This is a genomic window from Liquorilactobacillus hordei DSM 19519 (assembly GCF_019443985.1).
GTDB lineage: Bacteria > Bacillota > Bacilli > Lactobacillales > Lactobacillaceae > Liquorilactobacillus > Liquorilactobacillus hordei.
Window position 1 is genome coordinate 1,514,772 of the sequence record NZ_CP049303.1, and the last position, 20,642, is coordinate 1,535,413.

Annotated in this window: 15 protein-coding genes; 1 reads left to right on the top strand and 14 read right to left on the bottom strand. The window is 35.7% G+C overall.

Translation table 11 applies throughout. The annotated features are described in order from the left end of the window. Positions 1-32: 32 nt before the first annotated feature. The 5 genes from G6O70_RS08520 to dnaE all read right to left on the bottom strand — a co-directional run bounded on the left by G6O70_RS08520 (position 33) and on the right by dnaE (position 8,067). Entirely contained in the window at positions 33-899 is an 867-nt protein-coding gene (locus G6O70_RS08520; protein WP_057868445.1) for a CvfB family protein, read from the bottom strand. 12 nt (positions 900-911) lie between these two features. Further along, positions 912-1,370, bottom strand: a complete 459-nt coding sequence (locus G6O70_RS08525; RefSeq protein ID WP_057868446.1) for a DUF441 domain-containing protein — start codon at positions 1,368-1,370, stop codon at positions 912-914. Between the two features lie 434 nt (positions 1,371-1,804). Then, entirely contained in the window at positions 1,805-3,565 is a 1,761-nt protein-coding gene (pyk, locus tag G6O70_RS08530; RefSeq protein ID WP_057868447.1) for a pyruvate kinase, read from the bottom strand. Between the two features lie 73 nt (positions 3,566-3,638). Continuing rightward, positions 3,639-4,601, bottom strand: a complete 963-nt coding sequence (gene pfkA, locus G6O70_RS08535; RefSeq protein WP_057868448.1) for a 6-phosphofructokinase — start codon at positions 4,599-4,601, stop codon at positions 3,639-3,641. 118 nt (positions 4,602-4,719) lie between these two features. Further along, positions 4,720-8,067 (bottom strand): DNA polymerase III subunit alpha, encoded by a 3,348-nt coding sequence (gene dnaE, locus G6O70_RS08540; RefSeq protein WP_057868449.1) that lies wholly within the window; start codon positions 8,065-8,067, stop codon positions 4,720-4,722. A gap of 131 nt (positions 8,068-8,198) precedes the next feature. Here dnaE and G6O70_RS08545 point away from each other — a divergent pair, with 131 nt between their 5' ends. After that, positions 8,199-8,381, top strand: coding sequence for a DUF2929 family protein (locus G6O70_RS08545; protein ID WP_057868450.1), 183 nt, complete (start codon positions 8,199-8,201; stop codon positions 8,379-8,381). A 72-nt stretch (positions 8,382-8,453) separates the two neighbouring features. On the opposite strand, the gene clpB is transcribed toward G6O70_RS08545, so the two are convergent. The 9 genes from clpB to dnaG form a co-directional block, all read right to left on the bottom strand. Then, positions 8,454-11,051, bottom strand: a complete 2,598-nt coding sequence (gene clpB, locus G6O70_RS08550) for an ATP-dependent chaperone ClpB (RefSeq protein ID WP_057868451.1) — start codon at positions 11,049-11,051, stop codon at positions 8,454-8,456. A gap of 135 nt (positions 11,052-11,186) precedes the next feature. Then, complete coding sequence (pepT, locus tag G6O70_RS08555) at positions 11,187-12,434, bottom strand: peptidase T (protein WP_057868452.1); 1,248 nt, start codon at positions 12,432-12,434, stop codon at positions 11,187-11,189. A 15-nt stretch (positions 12,435-12,449) separates the two neighbouring features. Beyond that, on the bottom strand, positions 12,450-13,565 hold the full coding sequence (locus G6O70_RS08560; protein ID WP_057868453.1) for a Nif3-like dinuclear metal center hexameric protein: 1,116 nt from the start codon (positions 13,563-13,565) through the stop codon (positions 12,450-12,452). Continuing rightward, entirely contained in the window at positions 13,558-14,256 is a 699-nt protein-coding gene (locus G6O70_RS08565) for a tRNA (adenine(22)-N(1))-methyltransferase (protein ID WP_057868454.1), read from the bottom strand. Before G6O70_RS08565 ends, G6O70_RS08560 begins: the two co-directional genes overlap by 8 nt. Before the next feature lie 179 nt (positions 14,257-14,435). Further along, complete coding sequence (locus G6O70_RS08570) at positions 14,436-15,206, bottom strand: nucleoside phosphorylase (RefSeq protein WP_233419091.1); 771 nt, start codon at positions 15,204-15,206, stop codon at positions 14,436-14,438. Positions 15,207-15,285: 79 nt separating this feature from the next. After that, a complete protein-coding gene (locus G6O70_RS08575) occupies positions 15,286-16,431 on the bottom strand; it encodes a trans-sulfuration enzyme family protein (protein WP_057868455.1) in 1,146 nt (381 codons plus the stop codon). A 13-nt stretch (positions 16,432-16,444) separates the two neighbouring features. Beyond that, on the bottom strand, positions 16,445-17,362 hold the full coding sequence (locus tag G6O70_RS08580; RefSeq protein ID WP_057868456.1) for a PLP-dependent cysteine synthase family protein: 918 nt from the start codon (positions 17,360-17,362) through the stop codon (positions 16,445-16,447). A 274-nt stretch (positions 17,363-17,636) separates the two neighbouring features. Further along, positions 17,637-18,749, bottom strand: coding sequence for an RNA polymerase sigma factor RpoD (rpoD, locus tag G6O70_RS08585; protein WP_057868583.1), 1,113 nt, complete (start codon positions 18,747-18,749; stop codon positions 17,637-17,639). 23 nt (positions 18,750-18,772) lie between these two features. Further along, positions 18,773-20,620, bottom strand: coding sequence for a DNA primase (gene dnaG, locus G6O70_RS08590; RefSeq protein ID WP_057868457.1), 1,848 nt, complete (start codon positions 20,618-20,620; stop codon positions 18,773-18,775). Positions 20,621-20,642 lie beyond the last annotated feature (22 nt).

Below are 20,642 nucleotides of genomic sequence, written 5' to 3' on the forward strand. Positions count from 1 at the left end.
TACATTAACTCCTTCTTTCTTACATCAAATGATTATTTTTCGTTAAGATACATCTTTCCATCAGTTTGCTTTACTAAACCAGCCTTCATCAGATGGCCAACAGCCCTTTTAAACTGTCCCTTACTAATTCCAAAATAATCTTTGATGTCCTCGGGGGTAGACTTATCAGTATAATTCAGAACACCCTCAGAATGTTGCAATGCCGCTAAAATCATTTGTGCATCATCACTGATTGCTTCATATGCTCTTCTACGCAACGAGAGATTGAGTGTGCCATCTGGCCTAACTCCAATTACACGTGCATTGAGATGCTCTCCTAAGCGAGGTTCACGATCTCTCTCACTTGGATGAATAAATCCTAATTCAAAATCTGAAGTTATTACATGTGTCCCTGCCATTTTTAAGCGGTATGCAATTGCTTCAACGTTTTTATTCTTCATACTAGTATCTGCTTTACCAGAAATCCCCTTAAAGATTTCTTCACTCGCAATGGTTCCCCAAAGACGTCCTTTAGCATCAACTCTCAAAGCAATCATTAAACTATCACCTTTTTTCGGCCAAAGATTTGTCAACTCAGGAAGTTCATCAAGTGAAACTGCAACATCTTTGTTTGGCAAACCAATGTCCACGAAAACACCCAAATCACGTCTACTAGCAACAACCTCTCCAAACGCATAACGGCCAATTTGAGTAGTTGGTATTTTCTTAGTTATCTGCATCTCATGATCTTCATTTTCATATGCAAATCCAGAAACCAAAGCCCCTTTAACTAATTCTGCTTCGACTTCTTTTTTGTCTAACCTAAAAGTCGTCCCTTCATATTGCAAAAAATACAAATCATCATTTTGATCAGTTACACGTGCTTCTATAATGTGGCCAATCACTTTATCTTTTTCCATTATTTTCCTCCATTAGTTAAGACTCACATGTAATAAACTCATTATACAATAGGCAATTCCGGAAGCAATTACAGGGCCAGCAGCAACTCCTCGCAAAAAAACAACACCAATTATTGTTCCAATCACCAAGGCAACTGTTACTTGTGGGGAACTTGCCAATAAAGAAACTCCTTGACGAGATAAAACTGCAACTAAAATCCCACAAGCAATCGAAATAATTCCTACAGGTGTTTTAAAAATCTGAATTAAGTCACTAAAAGTTATTTGTCCAGTAGCAATTGGGATAAGTATAGCAACCGAAATCACTGTTACACCCCAATTGATACCCTTTGTCTGTATTGTCGGCATCCATTCATTCGTAAACGGAACTGCTTTTAATAACAAAACAACCACTGCAGCAATTGTAAGTGACGTGTTCTTCGCAAAAAGAGCAACTAAAAAAATAATTCCCAAAAAAAGCCAACTTTCCATTTTTCCACCCCAATGTATATATTCGTTACCTATTTTAACCGAAACCGGTATAAATTGCTAATTAATATCTAAATTATCCAATAAAGCCTTCAGTAAACATTAATTATTCTCATAAAGAAGCCCTACATTTAACTCTGACAAAAAATGAGTGTGTTAAAAATCAATAAACTCAAAATTAAATCGAAAAATTTTGCTTATGAAACCTTGTTATTATCGGATACTGACAGCAAATAAAATTTAGCCTTCGCTTCATTACTTTCCTATTCAGGATAAAAAACTCCTTGTGTCAACATCTTCATATGCCTACAAAATAAAAAAGCTATACCAACAAAATATCTTGGTACAACTTTCCTATTAAATATTTAAGGCACAACAGAACTAGAAAATATCTATTTACTATAGAAACCTTAATTCAAATGATTTTTAATTTCTTATTAAAGTGCGCTTGAAGCACCACGATAAACAATTCCACGGCGTGAATCAACAGTTACAACTTCGCCATCTGAAATCAATGATGTTGCACCCTCAGCACCAACAATTACAGGAATTCCCATAGAAATACCCACAACAGCAGCATGTGATGTTAAACCACCATTTTCAACAATTAAAGCACTAGATTTTTCAATAGCAGGAAGGTATTCTTTGTCAGTTGTCTTTGTAACTAAGATTCCACCTTCAACAGCATTCTTGTTTGCTTCTGCAGCTGAGCTAGCAACAACAGCCTTACCAATAACTGTTTCATCACCAACACCTTGGCCTGCAACAAGTTTTGATCCGATTAATTGGATCTTCATAACATTTGTTGTTCCCTTTTCACCAACTGGAACACCAGCAGTAATCAAAATCAAATCGCCTTCTTTAGCAAATCCAGCTTCTTTAGCCTTTTCTGTTGCTAAAGCAAACATATCATCAGTTGAAGCAGGTGTTTCTGCAAGAACAGGATGAACACCCCAGTTGATTGATAAGCCACGACGTGTACGTTCGTCAAATGTCACGGCTAAAATATCAGCATCAGGACGGTATTTTGAAATCATACGTGCCGTATGACCAGATTTTGTAGCAGCAACAATTGTCTTGATTCCAAGATTATTAGCAGCTTCAGCAACAGCGCGACCAACAGCTTCTGTTACATCTGTCTTATCAAAATCATTGATTGAGAATGTATGATGTTCACGTAATGTATCTTCAGCCTTAACATCGATACGTGCCATTGTTGCAACAGCTTCAACAGGATAATCACCATTAGCACTTTCACCTGAAAGCATTGTTGCATCTGTGCCATCAAAAACAGCATTAGCAACATCTGAAGCTTCGGCACGTGTAGGACGAGGATTCTCTTGCATCGAATCAAGCATTTGAGTTGCAGTAATAACTGGCTTGCCAATAGCGTTACATTTCTTAATTAATGTTTTTTGTACCAATGGAACATTTTCTACAGGAATCTCAACACCCATATCACCACGAGCAACCATCAAGCCGTCTGAAACTTTAAGAATTTCATCAAAGTTATCAATACCTTCTTGTGATTCGATCTTAGGGAAGATTTGTACATGTTCCATATGTTTTTCTTCAAGTAATTCGCGAATATCCAAAACATCTGCTGGTTTACGAACAAAACTAGCTGCAATAAAGTTAATTTCATTGTCTAAACCAAAGCGAATATCGTCTGAATCTTTTTCAGTGATACCTGGTAAATTGATAGAAACACCAGGAGCATTAACACCCTTACGTGAACCCAACACACCAGCATTCAAAACTTTACATACTAATTCTTTTTTGTCTTGATCGATTTCTTCAATTTGCATATCAATCAAACCATCATCAAATAATACATGGCCACCTACATGGACATCATCAATCAGTCCAGGATAAGTAACTGCGATCTTCTCACGAGTTCCTTCGATAGAGCTATCCATTGAAATACGAACTTCATCACCGATTTCGTATTGGATCTTGCCTTCTTTTTGAACAGTTGTCCGAATCTCAGCACCCTTGGTATCAAGCATGATACCAACCATTTTTCCTGTAATTTTCTCTGCTTCATGAACAAGCTTCATACGTCCTAAATGTTCTTCATGATCACCGTGAGAAAAGTTAAAGCGGAATACGTTGGCACCTGCTTCGATTAACTTAACAATTGTTTCCAAGCTATTACTAGCTGGACCAAGTGTACTTACGATCTTGGTTTTCTTCATGAGTAAAATCTCCCCTTTGAATAATTTTTAAAGACGACTTTTATGTCGATTCTTTACAAGGTTATTAGTGCAACTAGAAACGAAGACGATCATTTAAGTCTAATAATGAAACGTCAGTAATATGTTTGTGATTTTCTAAAGTATCGATAATATCCGTTGCAACTAATTTATTATCCCTGATACCAATTGCTAAGCCACCTTTTCCTTCTAGTAAAAGGCGAACTGCATAATCACCGAACATACTTGCAAGAACACGGTCTTTTGCTGTTGGACGACCGCCACGCTGAACATGACCCAAAGTAATTGCACGACTATCAAAATCACCGTATTGATCAAGTTGCTCTTTAAAATCAGCTGCAGACATTACACCCTCAGCTAAAACAATTAGACCATGATCTTTACCATTCTCATAGTTGCGTTTTAGGTGTTCAGCGATTTCTTTGATATCATATTCACGTTCAGGAATAACAATTGCATCTGCATCTGCAGCATTTCCTGCCCACAAAGCAATATCACCAGCACCTCGTCCCATGACCTCAACAACGAAAGTTCTCTGATGGGAAGTTGCTGTATCATTAATACGATCAAGTGCATCAAGTGCAACATTGACTGCTGTATCAAAACCAACGGTAAAGTCAGTACCGGGAATATCGTTATCAATTGTCCCTGGTACCCCGATTGAATTGAAACCATGTTGTGTAAGGCGTTCAGCACCATGGTAAGAACCATCTCCACCGATTACAACTAAAGCATCAATTCCAAATTTCTTGAGTTGCTCAATCCCTTTAAGCTGCGTCTTTTCTTCAGCAAATTCAGGAAAACGAGCAGAATATAAAATTGTACCACCACGGTCAATAATGCCATCCATATCCTTCGATTCCAATTGACGAATATTTCCAGCAACTAAGCCCGCAAAACCATAATTAATACCATAAGCTTCCAAGCCTGCTGAAATTGCTGAACGTGCAATCGAACGAATTGCAGCGTTCATTCCAGAAGCATCTCCACCACTTGTTAAAATACCTATGCGTTTCATTTTTTTCACCTCAAGTAAATATAATGGAACAACACATTCTCCAAGGGTTATAGTATCACTTTTAGGAGTGAATGTCTTGTAAAATTACAAATTAAATTCAATTTATCACATGATATTTTCATTTGCTTTCATTTTGAAAGACGACATTATTTCTACCAAGCAATTTTATCAACTGCTCCTCTAGTTCTGAAGAGCTATTTATCCAATATTTTTCATCTAGAACCCATTTCAAAGCTTTCTTTTCTTCATACAAAACAACAGGTACTCTGCCAGTATGTACTTTTAATATTTTTAAGAGTTGCTTTTTTATGTTACTTGAATCATCCTCTGTTAACCTTAAAAATAATCTCCTTTTCATTTCAGTTTTCAAGCTTTCGGCTGAAACAATCTCTGAAACAATTATTTGGATTTTTTGATTACGTTTTTCACTTTTTCCAGTAATAAGATAAACTTGATTTATTTTCAAATTATTACCAATTTTTTCAAAAACTTTCGGAAAAAGTGTTAATTCAATTTCACCGGTTTGATCTTCAACTGTTAAAAAAGACATTTGTTGTCCATTCTTTGTTCGAATTATTTTTATCTTTTTAATCAGGCATAAAATTTGTTGGTTCATATTTTCTTGAACGTTGGTTATCACTTGTGTCTTAAGCATTTGTGCAATTTCAGCAAACTGTTCTACTGGATGAGCGGAGAGAAAGATCCCAAGATATTTCTGTTCTCCAGCCAAAATTTGTTCTAACGAAAGTTCATCATATTTCTCTTGTTTTGGTGCTAATAATGACAATAATTCACTACTACCACCACTAAGTTCAACATTGCTCAACTTTTTACTAAGATTACCTAGCAATGTTGCCCGGTTTTCAGAAAAAGAGTCAAAAGCACCAGAATATATTAAAGCCTTGAGAGGTTCTTCTTTTGAATATTTATGATTAATCCTTCCTATAAAATCATCAAATGACTTATAGCGGCCTGCATTCTTACGTTCTTCAATTATTTCCTTAATAAAATCTCTCCGCAAAGTTTTGATATTGCCCAAACCGATAATTAAATTTTTCTTACCAGATAAAGTATAGTAACTACTTCTATTTATATCTGGAGTTTCAATCTGCAATTGATGCTGCTTAGCTTCAATAATAAAATCTCTTGTTTTTACCCTATCTCCAATAACAGAATTTAAGATAGCTGCAAAAAAGGGAGCTGCATAATGAACTTTTAAAAAAGCAAGTTGAAATGCTATTTTTGAATATGCAATAGCATGGGAACGGTTAAAACCGTAATTAGCAAAACGTTCAATATAATCATAGACTCTTTCTGCATTTTCTTGTGAATAACCTAGCTTTGTGGCACCATTAACAAACTTAGATTTCAGCTTTTCAATTACATCTGCCTTCTTTTTACTCATTGCCCTTCGCAATATATCGGCTTGGCCTAATGTAAAACCACCCATTATAGAAGCAACTTGCATAACTTGTTCTTGGTAAACTAAAATACCATATGTGTTTTTCAAGATTGGTATTAAAGAATTATCTGGATAGACGATCTTTTCTTTACCATGTTTACGTGCTATAAAATGTACGATGTTCTCCATGGGACCAGGTCTAAACAAAGCATTTACAGCCGCAATATCTTCAAAAGAAGTTGGATAAAGATTACGCAAAACATTGCGAATTCCAGGTGATTCGAATTGAAATACACCACTAGTATCAGCTTTTTGAAAAAGTTTGAGCGTTGCTTCATCATTCAATGAGATTTTATTAATATCAATAGACCGATTAAAATTTCTCTTTATGGCAGTCAAAGTATTGTTTAAAATTGTTAGATTCCTTAGACCTAAAAAATCGATTTTAAGTAACCCCATACGCTCAACATCGTCTTTAGTGTATTGCGTTAATAAGACGTCATCATTACCCATTTGTAGTGGTACAACTTCTTTTAAATCTATATCACTTAAAATCACCCCCGCGGCATGAATCGAATAGTGTCTGGGTAGACCCTCCAAACGTATTGCAGTCTCAAACAAAAGGTGATTCCGTTCGCTCTTACTAATTAAGTCTCGTAGTTGAACAGACTTCTTTTTTGCATCTGCCAAAGTAATTCCGAGTTGACTTGGAATTACACGACTCCAGTTATTACTCTCTACTTGTGAAACTCCCATCACTCTAGCAACATCGCGCAGGGCTTGTTTTGCTCCAAAGGTTCCGAATGTGATGATTTGTGCTACATGATTCTCACCATATTTTCTATTAACATACTCAATTATTTCCTGCCGTCGATTATCAGGAATATCCAAATCAATATCTGGCATTTGTGCACGTTCTTCATTCAAAAAACGTTCAAAAAGCAAATTATATTTGATTGGATCAACATCTGTAATTCCTAAAAGATATGAAACAAGTGAACCAGCAGCAGAGCCTCGACCTGGACCAACTAAAATACCATGCCTATGAGCATAATTCGTAACATCCCAAACTATCAAAAAATAGTCTGCAAACCCCATTTTTTTAATAACACTTAGTTCATTATTCATTCTTTCCAAATATTTATTTTTCTTTTCATCTTTTTGAAGATGCACTTTTTCTTGCATTCCTCGTTCACATAAATTTTCCAAATAACTATCGGTACTTATTTCCTGTGGTTTATTATATCTGGGAAGGGTCACTCTTCTAGGTTTAAAATCAAAATTAATCAATTCAATCAAATCCAGCATATTTTCAAAAGGCTTCAACCGATTCTTTTCAACCGATTTTTGCTTAATCTCATTCAAAGGCTTTAACCATGATGTTCCTATTTTTTCATTTGCATAACGCAATTCACTGTTATCTAAAGACTTACCATATTTAATTGCATTCATAACCTCGCAAACAAATAAATCCTTTTTTTCTAAATATCTAACAGTTTCAGCATTAATAAGGTCGACATTTAATTGATTTGCATATTGCAATAGCTTATCGTATAAAGCATCTTTTGTTAGTACACTTACTCCAATGTACAAACTGCTTTGTAATACCTCTGCAACTTTTTTCAGATAGTTGCCTGCAATCTCACTTTGTCCATTTAATAATTTATTAATGAAAAAGCTGTTCTCAGATGGAATTATCGTTATTATGTCTTCAAAAAGATCCAGATTTTCCTTAATTTTAAACTCTGAATTTCCTTGTGCAAGTAATAACTGTTTTTGCGTAGAGATTTGAATTAAATTGCGATATCCATTTTCATTCTTAGCAATTAAAATCAATGTCTCATTTTCTGTTGTGGATGTCTCTAACGTCATTCCTATAAGTGGTTTTATTCCTTCAGTTCGACATGTATCATAGAATGAAAGCGCTCCATACATAACGTTAATGTCAGTTAAGGCTAGTGCTGTATATCCTTTTGACTTTGCATTTATAACGACATCTTTTATTCGAATTGAACTTTGCAATAAACTATAACTGCTAATCACTTGAAGTGCTGCACCACTCATATTATCCACCCCTTATCACCTCGTCTAATATTATAGCAATACTTGTTCAAAAAAACAGCTTGGACTTTTTTTAGAGTGTCAAATTACAAAAATTGTGCTAAACTACAGTTATATTGTGAGGTGTTGATTAGATGGCTAAACAGTTAACAATTTTATTTTGGGGCTTCATTTATGGTGAGGTTATTGGATATATTAGTTCTGCCCTTTCAGGTACTAAATTTTCTTCACCACTATTTTGTGGGCTTTTTGCGATGATTGTCGGAATAGTTTTAGTAAACAGCTTAAACTATTTTGTAAAATCTCCAACGAAGTAGTAACTAAAATAAATAAAAGGACTATTCCAAGAAGTAATATACATTTTGGAATAGTCCTTTTATTTTTGTAAACTATGCTGTTATTTCTGTGGCCTCAAAAATCAAATTTTGTTCCGCTCCCAACGTGATTGTAACTGCCGAGTGTGGCATAATTTTTCCTGCAATTATTTCCTTAGCAAGTGGTGTCTCTACATTGTTTGTAATAAATCTTTGGAGTGGTCTTGCTCCATACGCAGGATCATATCCTTCTTTTGCAATCCATTGCTTTGCCTCTTCACTAATCTTAAGCTCAATTTCTTGTTCACTAAGACGATTTGATAATAAAGCGATGAACTTAGCCACAATCTCTTCAATTGCCGCAAAACTCAATGGAGTGAACATAATAATATCGTCAATTCTATTCAGAAATTCTGGTTTAAAATGCTGTTGTGCCAATTTCATTACCAACTGTTTAGTTTCATCAGTAATTTTGCCGTCACTTGCATTATCTAGTAAAACATCTGATCCCAGATTCGAAGTCATAATGATAATAGTATTCTTGAAATCAACAGTTCTTCCCTGTCCATCTGTTAAACGCCCATCATCAAATACCTGTAATAAGATGTTAAACACATCAGGGTGTGCCTTCTCAACTTCATCTAGTAAAACAATTGTATATGGGTTTCTTCTAACAGCTTCTGTGAGCTGCCCGCCTTCTTCGTATCCAATATATCCTGGAGCCGCTCCGACCAAACGTGAAACTGATTGTTTCTCCATATACTCACTCATATCAATTCTAACCATGTGTTTCTCAGAGTCAAATAAATTTTCAGCCAATGCTTTTGCTAACTCCGTTTTACCAACACCCGTTGGCCCTAAAAACATAAAGGTTCCAAGTGGTTGATTAGGGTCTTGCAATCCAGCACGCGCGCGAATAACTGCATTGGCTACTGCATCGACAGCCTCATCTTGACCAATTACCCGTTTATGCAAAACAGTTGGTAAATTTAAGAGTTTTTCTCTTTCTCCTTGCACTAGTTTTGCAACTGGAATACCCGTTGTTCTGCTAACAACTTGTGCAATTTCATTTTCAGTCACCGATTCTTCAACTAACCAATTATCAGGACGTTCAACTTGTTCCAAATCCTTTAACTCTTTTTCAATTTGTGGGATTGTTGCATGCTGCAATTTAGCCGCTAATTCCAAATCATAATTATTTTCAGCTTCTTCCAGATCATGTTTTGCCTTGTCTAATTCAGCTTTTTTATTGCTGACTTTTTGAATATCTTCTTTTTCATTTTCCCAACGCATCTTTAAAGTATTAGCTTTTTCACGTGTCTCCGCCAACTCACTTTGTAATTCTGTCAGTCTTTTTTGAGATGCCGCATCTGATTCTTTCTTTAGTGCAGCTTCCTCAACTTCTTGTCTCATTAATTGACGAGTTACTTGATCGAGTTCGGTTGGCATTGAATTCATTTCAACCCTGATTGTTGCACAAGCTTCATCGACCAAATCAATTGCCTTATCAGGCAAGTAACGATCTGTCACATATCGATTCGATAATGTAGCAGCTGCTACAAGTGCATTATCATGAATCCTAACACCATGATGAATCTCAAAACGTTCACGCAACCCACGTAGAATTGAAATCGTGTCTTCGACTGATGGTTCTTGAACTAAAACCTTCTGGAATCGTCGCTCAAGAGCTTTGTCTTTCTCCATGTATTCTCGATACTCATCCAATGTGGTTGCTCCAATTAAATGCAATTCACCACGTGCAAGCATTGGTTTCAACAAATTGCCGGCATCCATACTTCCTTCAGTTTTACCTGCTCCAACAATATTGTGAATTTCATCAATAAAGAGAATAATCTGTCCTTCACTCTTTGTAACCTCTTTTAAAACTGCTTTAAGACGTTCTTCAAATTCGCCACGGTATTTTGCACCAGCAATCAATGCTCCCATATCCAACGAGAAAATCTTTTTATTCTTTAAGTTATCTGGAATATCCTTACGTACAATTCGTTGTGCTAAACCTTCGATAATTGCTGTCTTACCAACACCAGGTTCACCAATTAACACAGGATTATTCTTCGTTTTACGTGACAAGATTCTAACGACATCTCTAATCTCTTCATCACGTCCAATAACTGGATCTTGTTTGCCACTTCTAACTTGTTTTACAAGATCAACACCGTACTTTTCAAGTGCTTTATAATTTTCTTCTTGATTCTTTGATGTCACTTTTTCTCCTCCCCGCAAATCATCGACAATTTCTTTTAACTTTTTTTCTGTTAATCCTTGCTTTTCAAGATAGACTTTCAATGGGTGATTTTTTAGTTTCATAAGAGCCAGAATTACTGTATCTAAGGCAATATACTCGTCACCTTGCTTTTGTCTTAATTGTTCTGCTTCCTGTAGTAATCTTGCTAAGTTTTGGCTAAAGCTTTGTCCATACGAAACTTGTCCCTCAACAACTGAGACTCTATCCAGTTGCACATCAATTTCTTTTTCTAATAACTGCACATCAATCCCTGCTCGTTGAAAAAGATCAGCTCCAAATTCACTCGGTTGTATAATTACTTTGAAGAGTTCTGGAATATCGATTTCTTGATGATGCCTAGTCATCGCTACTTGTTGTGCCTCTGCAATTGCTGACTGTACAGCACTTGTTAGTCGTTCTTCTGGCATAAACCTCACTCCATTTCTTTTTATTCACATAATAAAACCGATTGAATAAGCACTTCAATCGGCGTTTGTTTTTTGGGTGTCATCATACAACACGCCTTTGTTCTACTATTATTATAATATGAACATAATTTTGTGTTAACTATTTTGCTTATTAGTTAATTTAATAATTTCAAGAATTACATCAGTTGCTTTTTCCATAACTTGCACCGAAACATACTCAAAACGGGAATGCATATTTTCTCCACCTGCAAACAAATTTGGCGTTGGCAATCCCATAAATGAAATTTTAGACCCATCCGTTCCACCACGAACAGGATAAATTACAGGAGTTATCTCTAAATCATTCATTGCTAACTTTGCAAGTTCGACTACAGTCATATCTTTTTCAATTACTTCACGCATATTATAATACTGATCATTTAAATCTAAGATAAGTCTTGGTTCAGTAAATTGTGCATTCATTTTGTCAATTATTTCTTTAAATAATTCTTTTCTAGCTTCGAATTTTGCACGATCATGATCTCTTATAATATATGCCATTTGAGCCTCATCAACTGTCCCATCTAATTGTAATAGATGGAAAAAGCCTTGACGTCCTTCCGTTTTTTCAGGAACCTCATCTTGGGGTAACTGGTTTTGAAAATCAATTGCCAGTTGTAATGCGTTAATCATTATACCCTTGGCTGTTGCTGGATGAACATTTTTCCCAATAACTCTTATTTTTGCCGCAGCCGCATTGAATGTTTCATACTCAAGTTCTCCCAATGGACCACCATCAACTGTATAGGCAATATCCGCACCAAAACCGGCAACATCAAAATGATCAGCACCCGTTCCAATTTCCTCATCTGGTCCTATACCTACTTCAATCTCACCATGTTTTATTTCTGGATGATTTACTAGATATTCAACAGCTGTAATAATCTCTGCAACCCCTGCCTTGTCATCAGCACCTAATAATGTTCTACCATCAGTCGTAATTAAGTCATGACCCTTATATTTTGTTAAACTTGGAAAGTCTTGCGGATTAAGTGTCAGTGTTCCCGCTTCATCTAACTTGATTACAGATTTGCCATCATAATTTTTTTGAAGTTGTGGTGAAACATTCTCTGCATTGAAGTCAGCAGTATCCATATGTGCAATAAAACCCAATTTTTTAACATTCTTATTACTCGTATTAGCAGGTAATGTTGCAAAAACATACCCGTCCTTAGCAGAAATTCTAATATTCACTAAACCTATTTCTTTTAACTCTTTTGCAATATTCTTAGCGAATTCTACTTGCGTGTGCGTAGACGGAATAGTCGTCGAATTTTCATCAGAACGAGTCTCTTTTTTTACATAGTCTACAAATCTTGGAACCAATTTTTCGTACTTTGTCATTATTAATTTCTCCTTTTATATAAAAATGAATGGATCTGTATTTATTTCAGATTGAATAACTTCAATTTGCCATTTATTTTCATTATTCCATTGTTCAAACAAGTTTTGCAAGTGTGGTTTGCAGATTTGCTCAATATGATGACCTGGATCAATTGCTGTTAAACCACTTGCAATTATATCATGACCCGTATGATAAGAAATATCACCTGTTACATATACATCCGCTTTCTTTTTCAAAACATCTTTGTAAAATTGACTTCCACTTCCACCAAGAATCGCTATTCGCGAAACCTTTCTTGTTATATCACCCGTCACTACTCGTAAATGTGGAATTTCAAACTTTGTCTTGCAATATTCAGCAAATGAACTGATTGTCACAGACTTTTTCAGATTACCAACTCTACCCATTCCATATCTGGACCCATTTCCTTGTACCTCAAACAAATCAAAAGCTGGTTCTTCATAAGGATGAACTGTTCTCATAACCTTTAATATCCTAGAACAAATTTTCTTTGGAAAAACGACTTCAATTTTATCTTCAGCAACTTCTGTTGGTTCTAATAAATTACCAATAGTTGGGTTGGCTGCAGGTTGCGGTGTAAATCTGCCCACCCCACTAATTGTATATGAGCAATCTTGATATTCTCCTATTCTTCCAGCTCCAGCAGCTGTTAGTGCATTTCTAACAGTTTCGGCTGCAGCTTGCGGTACAAAAACTGCCAGTCTAAATAGCTTATCTTCATGTTGCGGCAAAAGGGGTTCAATATCTTGCAAATCAAGTAAGCTAGCAAGCCAATCATTCATTCCCTGATTCGCATTATCAAGATTAGTATGCGCGGCATAAACTGTAATATCATGTTTAATTAATTCTGCGTACATTTTATTTTGTGGATTTTCTAGGTCAAATTTTCTTATTGGTCGAAAAAGTGCTGGATGATGGGCAAAAATAAAATCAACATTATTTTTGACTGCCTCGGCAACAACTTCTGGTCGTACATCCAATGTTATCATCATTTTATGGACAGTTTGTTGCATACTACCAATTTGAAGACCGACAGGGTCACCTTCTTCTGCCCAACTTTGTGGTGCAAATTGTTCAAACCGTGCAACTATTTCACCAACATTAGTCATCTAATACCCCTTCTATCCGTTTAATTTTTGTTAACATTTTATGTTCTTGCTCAATTGGAAATTCCTTTGCCTTTTTCATTTCTTCGAGGACATATTTGATTTTTTGAAGTTCAGCCTGCCATTTTGCAACAAAAACCTTATTTTTTTGTTTTCTTAAAAATGGACCAAATTCTAAATCTGTCGCTGTTAATTCAAACAAGCTTTCATTATATCTAGCCACAATTATTTCGTAGATATGATTATCTTCTGTTAATATCTCTTCAGCAATAATTCTATAATTATTGGCTACAATCCAATTACGAACCTGTTTTTCACCAACATTTGGCTGCAAAATCAATAATGGATGATTAACCAATTTTAAATTACCTTTTTCCAAAATTTCTCTAATCAATGGACCACCCATGCCACAAATCGTGATTACATCAATATCGTCATCATCGTTAATAGCTGCTAACCCATCAGCTTGTCGAACTTTGACCAGCTCGTTTAATCCCTCTTTTTTTATTTCACTAACAGCATTTTGGTATGGTCCTTCAACAACTTCACCAGCAATTCCAAAAGCAAGCTTATTATTTAATCCCAGATACGCTGGTAAATAAGCATGATCAGAACCAATATCTGCCAGCCTTGCATTATTTGGAACATATGAAGCAACTCGTAAAAGTCGCTGTGATAAATGTCTTGCATCCATTAAAAAACACTCCTTCTTATTACTAAAGTATAGCGAAGATTTAACAATAAAAAAAGACATGTTTTCACACAAAAAAAGACCGTTCCAAGCCTAAAACTTGTCACAGCCTTTTATATAGGAGTTTACAGCATGAATTTAGTTAATTCACTTTTTTAACTGCATTTATAACCATCTTATAGCTAACCTAACTTACTTCCAATTGTGAGAGCTAACTCAAAAAAATCATAGACTGATCTTCCCTGCATCCGCTCCTCTCTTCTCTTGTTCCACTCACCTGTCTCAGTATTCAAATGATCTGCGGTATAAAAGAACTGATAAACATTTTTTTGCCTATAGTGTGCCCAAGCAGCAACAGCTGAAGCTTCCATATCAACAACTGAACATCCCATTGCAATTCTTTCTCTTGTTTTTTCTAGTGTTTCACGAAAAAAAGCATCTGTTGTCCAGGTTTTAGCAGTCGTATAGCCAATCTTCAATTCATCGAGAATTGCTGCCAATGCTTTAACAGACTTTGGATTCATCTGAATTTCATCACTTGCTGGGACATAATGAAAGCTAGTTCCTTCGTCTCGAACAGCACTAGTAGGAATAATTATTTGATGTGCAGCAAGATTTTTATCCAAAACACCACAGGTTCCAAATAAAATTACATTTTCAATTCCTCCAGACATCAACTCCTCTAATCTACCAATCAAAGCAGGAGCACCCAAGTCGGCTGCTGCAACAGTAAATTTCTGTGCACCATATGAGTAACTTCCAATTACTGCATCTTGTACAATGCTATGTTGAATTCCTATCTTTTGATAGTTGGAATCTTGAAGTATCCGTTGATTTATATCCTTATCAAATGGCATTATTAATGTTTTGGGCAAAAACTCAACTGTTTTTTCTAAATCACTTTCCCAAGGAGTAATTATTCCTTCATTAGCATCAAAATGTTCCAATAACATGGGTAACCCCTCCACAACCAGACTAATTATTTAGTCGATACTAACATAGATCATTACTTCTAACAATATCAAAAATTGTTTATTTTGTTGCAGCATCCAAACCTTGTTTTAGATCCGCTAACAAATCTTCAGCTTGTTCGATACCCACAGATAAACGAATTAACTCATTTGAAATTCCATTTTTTAAACGAATTGCTTCAGGAATAGATCCATGAGTCATAATTGCTGGAACCTCAACCAAACTCTCAACAGATCCTAGACTTTCAGCGAGTGTAATTAACTGTAGTGACTCAATAAAATGCTTAACAGAAAGTCCTTTTTCTAATTCAAAAGAAAGCATTCCACCAAAACCATCCATTTGATTCTTAACTACAGTAAAATCTGCAGATGTTTCATCTCCTGGATAATAAATTTTAGTAACGCGCTGATCTTCTTTTAAGAATTGATAAATTTCTGCTGCGTTACATTGGTGAGCATCCATTCTAACCGCAAGTGTTTTAATTCCTCGTTGCAGTAACCAACTATCCTGCGGTCCCAAAATTCCTCCAATTGCGTTTTGCAAGTATCCAATTTGAGAAGCTAATTCTGGTTTATTAACAACCACTAACCCAGCAATCAGATCACTATGTCCCCCTAAATATTTTGACGCACTATGCACAACAATATCTGCACCTAAGTCTAGAGGGCGCTGAATATATGGCGTCGCAAATGTATTGTCAACGATCGTTAATAAATCATTTTCCTTTGCTACCTGTGACACTTTCTTAATGTCGGTAATTCGCATCAAAGGATTTGTAGGTGTTTCAAGGTAAATAGCCTTTGTATTTTCTTTAATAGCCTCTTTAACCTCTGTGATATTGCGTGTATCAACCGTTGTGAATGTTAATCCAAGCCTTGTCAAAACAGTATTAATCAATCTAAAAGTCCCGCCATACACATCATTACCTACAATAATATGGTCACCTGCTGAAAAAAGTGTGAAAACAGTATGGATTGCAGCTGAACCTGATGCAAAAGCAAAACCAGCAGTTCCGTTTTCCAGATCACGAATTAAGTCTTCAACTGCCTTTCTTGTAGGATTACCTGTTCTTGAATATTCATATTCAGGTGTCCCCGCAAGTTCTTTTTGTGCATAGGTTGATGTTTGATAAATGGGTACTGTAACTGCACCAGTTGCTTTATCTTGACTGATTCCACCATGGATTAACTTTGTATTAAATTTCATTTTATTAACTCCTCTAATCATATATTTTTTGGCTTAAATAACGTTCACTGCTGTCTGGAAAAACTGTCACAATATTGCTGCCCGCTGGCAACTTCTCGGCTAATTTTAAGCTAGCTGCTAAGGCGGCCCCACTTGAACTTCCCGCAAAAATACCATAATCTTTTGCAAGCAGTTTCACTAGCTCAAATGCTTCTGCATCACTAATCGTATAAATATAATCAAGATTTTCTTTTTTAAGAAAAGGTGGAATAAACTCAACTCCGATTCCTTCTGTTCGATGACCATGTTTTGGCCCACCGTTTAAAATTGATCCTTCAGGTTCAACAATAGCTGTTTTTATATTTTTATCTTTTTCTTTAAAATATCTTGCCATTCCAACAAAAGTTCCTCCGCTACCCGCACCAGCTACAAAGGCATCTATCTGTAAATGATTATTTTGCATTTCAGTATAAATTTCAGGAGAAATACTGTGATAATAGGCATTCGGATTATCTAAATTTTCGAACTGCATAGGTACAAAACTATCTGAGACACTTGTTTCAAGTTCTCTTGCTTTTTTGATTGCTCCGACAATTCCATCCTCACTGGGCGTATGTACAATTTTTGCACCCAATGCCTGCATCAATGTTTGCTTTTCTTGGCTAAATTTCTCTGGCACAACCAAGATTGTCTTCATCCCATAATGAGAGGCTGCCATTGCAACCCCAATACCAGTATTACCTGCAGTTGGTTCAATGACCGTCATTCCCTTTTTAAGCTTATTTTCTTTGATTGCCTGTTCAATCATATAAAAACCAAGCCGATCCTTAATACTGCCTCCTGGATTACTTGATTCAATTTTTGCAAAAATATGAGAACCATTGGCAACATTAATACTTAGTTCTAAAAGTGGTGTATTTCCTACCAATTCCTCAACAGTATGATATATCATTGTAAATCCTCCTTATCTTTGAAAAAGAAAAAGGGCACGAATCTTTTATAAAGATTCGCGCCCTAGCCTGGAAAGTTCTTCAAATGGAATTCTTGCTTAACTTACTTACAAAAAAGATTCCAACCCAAAGTAACCGTTTCATCCACACTAACACGCGGAATGAGACAGCAACATGCGTTATTTACTTTTTTAAAGTTAAGTACAACCATTTGTTAAACCTCTTTTCTTAATAATTTGAATAGTAAACTATTTTTTTATAAAAAGCAAGCTAAATTTATTCTAAAAAGTCCTTTAGTTGTTTTGAACGGGATGGGTGCCGTAATTTACGCAATGCTTTTGCTTCAATTTGGCGAATACGCTCACGAGTCACACCAAAGACTTTCCCCACTTCTTCAAGAGTACGAGTGCGACCATCATCAAGGCCAAATCGAAGACGTAAAACATTTTCTTCACGGTCCGTCAAAGTATCAAGGACACTTTCCAATTGTTCCTTCAATAATTCGTAAGCAGCATGATCAGCTGGACTTGTAGCATCACGATCCTCAATAAAGTCACCTAAATGTGAATCATCCTCTTCACCAATTGGCGTCTCCAAAGATACAGGTTCTTGAGCGATTTTTAAAATCTCACGAACTTTATCTGTTGGCATATCCATTTCCGCACCAATTTCTTCTGGGACAGGTTCACGCCCAAGATCTTGTAACATCTGTCTTTGAATTCTGATTAATTTATTAATTGTTTCAACCATGTGAACAGGAATACGAATTGTACGAGCTTGATCAGCAATTGCACGTGTAATTGCTTGTCTAATCCACCATGTAGCATATGTTGAAAATTTAAACCCTTTACGATAATCGAACTTCTCAACAGCCTTCATTAATCCCATATTACCTTCTTGAATAAGATCAAGGAAAGACATTCCACGACCCACATAACGTTTAGCAATTGAAACAACTAAACGCAGATTAGCCTCAGCTAAACGCTGTTTTGATTCTTCATTACCTTCTTCAATCTTCAACGCCAAAGCAACTTCTTCATCCGCAGTTAACAAGTTTACTCGTCCAATTTCCTTGAGATACATCCGAACTGGATCATTAATTTTAACTCCTGCAGGAGCTGATACATTCTTATCTTTTGATGCTTTTTCAGCAACATCTGAAGCTGCTTTTAGGCTATGTTCACTTGGTTCACCTTTTTCATCAACAACTGAAATTCCAGAATCTTCAAGTTTTTGAATAAGTTCATCCATCTGACCTGAATCTAGACTAAAAGGTGTAACTATTTTTTCACTCAAGTCATCATAGTTAATTTCTTTTTGCGCTTTATATTCTTTAATTAACTCATTCAAGGCTTTGCTGTATGCTGCACTTTCAGTTCCGTTATTCATATTTTCTGCCATGTTGGGCCTCCTTATAATGATGCCGATTTATTCGTTTGCTGTTGCTGGAGTAATGTTACCAACTTTATTGTTAAACTAGTAACAAGTTCATTATTGTTGACCTTTTTTGCATCTACTAACTTCTGCTTTAATTCAGTAATTTCCTGTTCAAGTGGTGATTGGTTGCTGATAACATCAATACAATCAACAAACTCCTCATCACTTGACTCCAAAGCATAATTATCCAATTCAAGACTTACAACCAGCTGTCTAGCTCGCTCATTATCTAAAAAATCTAAAAATCTAGCAGTCTCATACTCAGGATATACATTAAAATATCCTTCTGAAATAATATAAATCAATTGATAATCATCGTGAACAAACGAAAAATTAGTATACCTTTTCATCCTTATTCTTGTATTTTGTTCATGCAAGATTCGATATATCAGCAATCTCTCAGCCCGTTCAATTTTTGAATATTTCTGTGAATTTGTAGTATGCCTACCACTCAAATACTTCAAACTGTTATCCTTAGCGGATTTAAGCTGCTTTTGCGGTTTGAACTTCTTCACAAATTCACGTAACTGAAGTTTCAAACTATCTTTTTCAAGTGCAAATCGGTTTGCCAACTGATTAAGATATAAATCCTGCTCAACCGGCGATTCAACCACTGCCAGTTTTTCCATTACATCTGCAATATAAGCAAGTTGATCATTCTCATTTGCCAAGTTTCGATTTTGTTGATAATAACGCATATAAAATGCAATTTTTGTCTCATGAGCATCGGCGATTAGTTGTACAAAAGCCTTCTCTCCGTACTTTTGTACATATTCATCAGGATCCATTTTTTCAGGAATTCTGATTACTCCCAGTTTTAATTTCGTAACGGGTTCAAGTAATTCTAATGCACGTGCTATTGCATTTTGCCCAGCACTATCACCATCATAACACAGAAATAATTCATTAGTGGTTCTTTCAAGCAGATAAATTTGCTCATTCGTCAGACTTGTTCCCATAGAAGCAATTCCATTTTTTATCCCTGAACGATAAGCAGCTAAAACATCCATGAATCCTTCAAATAAAATAGCGAATTTTTTTTGTCTAATTTCACTTTTGGCTTTATCAAAATTAAAAAGAATTTTTCGCTTATTAAAAAGCTCCGTCTCTGGACTATTTAGATACTTCGGTTGTTTATCATCTTTATGCAATAGACGACCCGAAAATGCAATTGTCGACCCTTGTGCATCTCTGATTGGAAATAACACGCGATCCCGGAAACGATCATTCAAAGTACCGTCATCGTACTCAACAAATAATCCTGATTTTTTTAATACCTCACTAGCAACTTTTCGTTCTGTAAAGAAAGCCCCAAGTATTGCTTTTTCAGGAGCATATCCTAAATTAAACTCGTTAATAATATCATCGTTTAAACCACGTTCATGCAAGTAATCCAGTGCTTCTTCACCTATCTGAGTATTAACTAAGATATGATGGTAAAGCTGAGTTGCATCTGCATGAACCTTCTTCAATTTTCTCGAATTAGATGACTCTGTATCTGAGGAATCAAAATCATGCATGATTTTTTCATCAATCTCAACATTACCTAATTCAGCAACTTTAAGAACTGCCTCAGGAAAACTAATATTTTCAATTTCCATAATAAACTTAAAAACATTTCCACCTCTATGGCAGGAAAAACAATGAAAAATTTGTTTTTCCTCTGTAACTGAAAATGATGGTGTTTTCTCTTCATGAAAAGGACAAAGGCCAAACAAATTTCTGCCCGATTTACTCAACTGAACATATTGTCCCACAATATCAACAATATTAACATTGTTTCTGACATTCTCAATTACTTGTTCAGGTATTCGTTGGCTCACAAAATCACCTCGTTTCATTCAC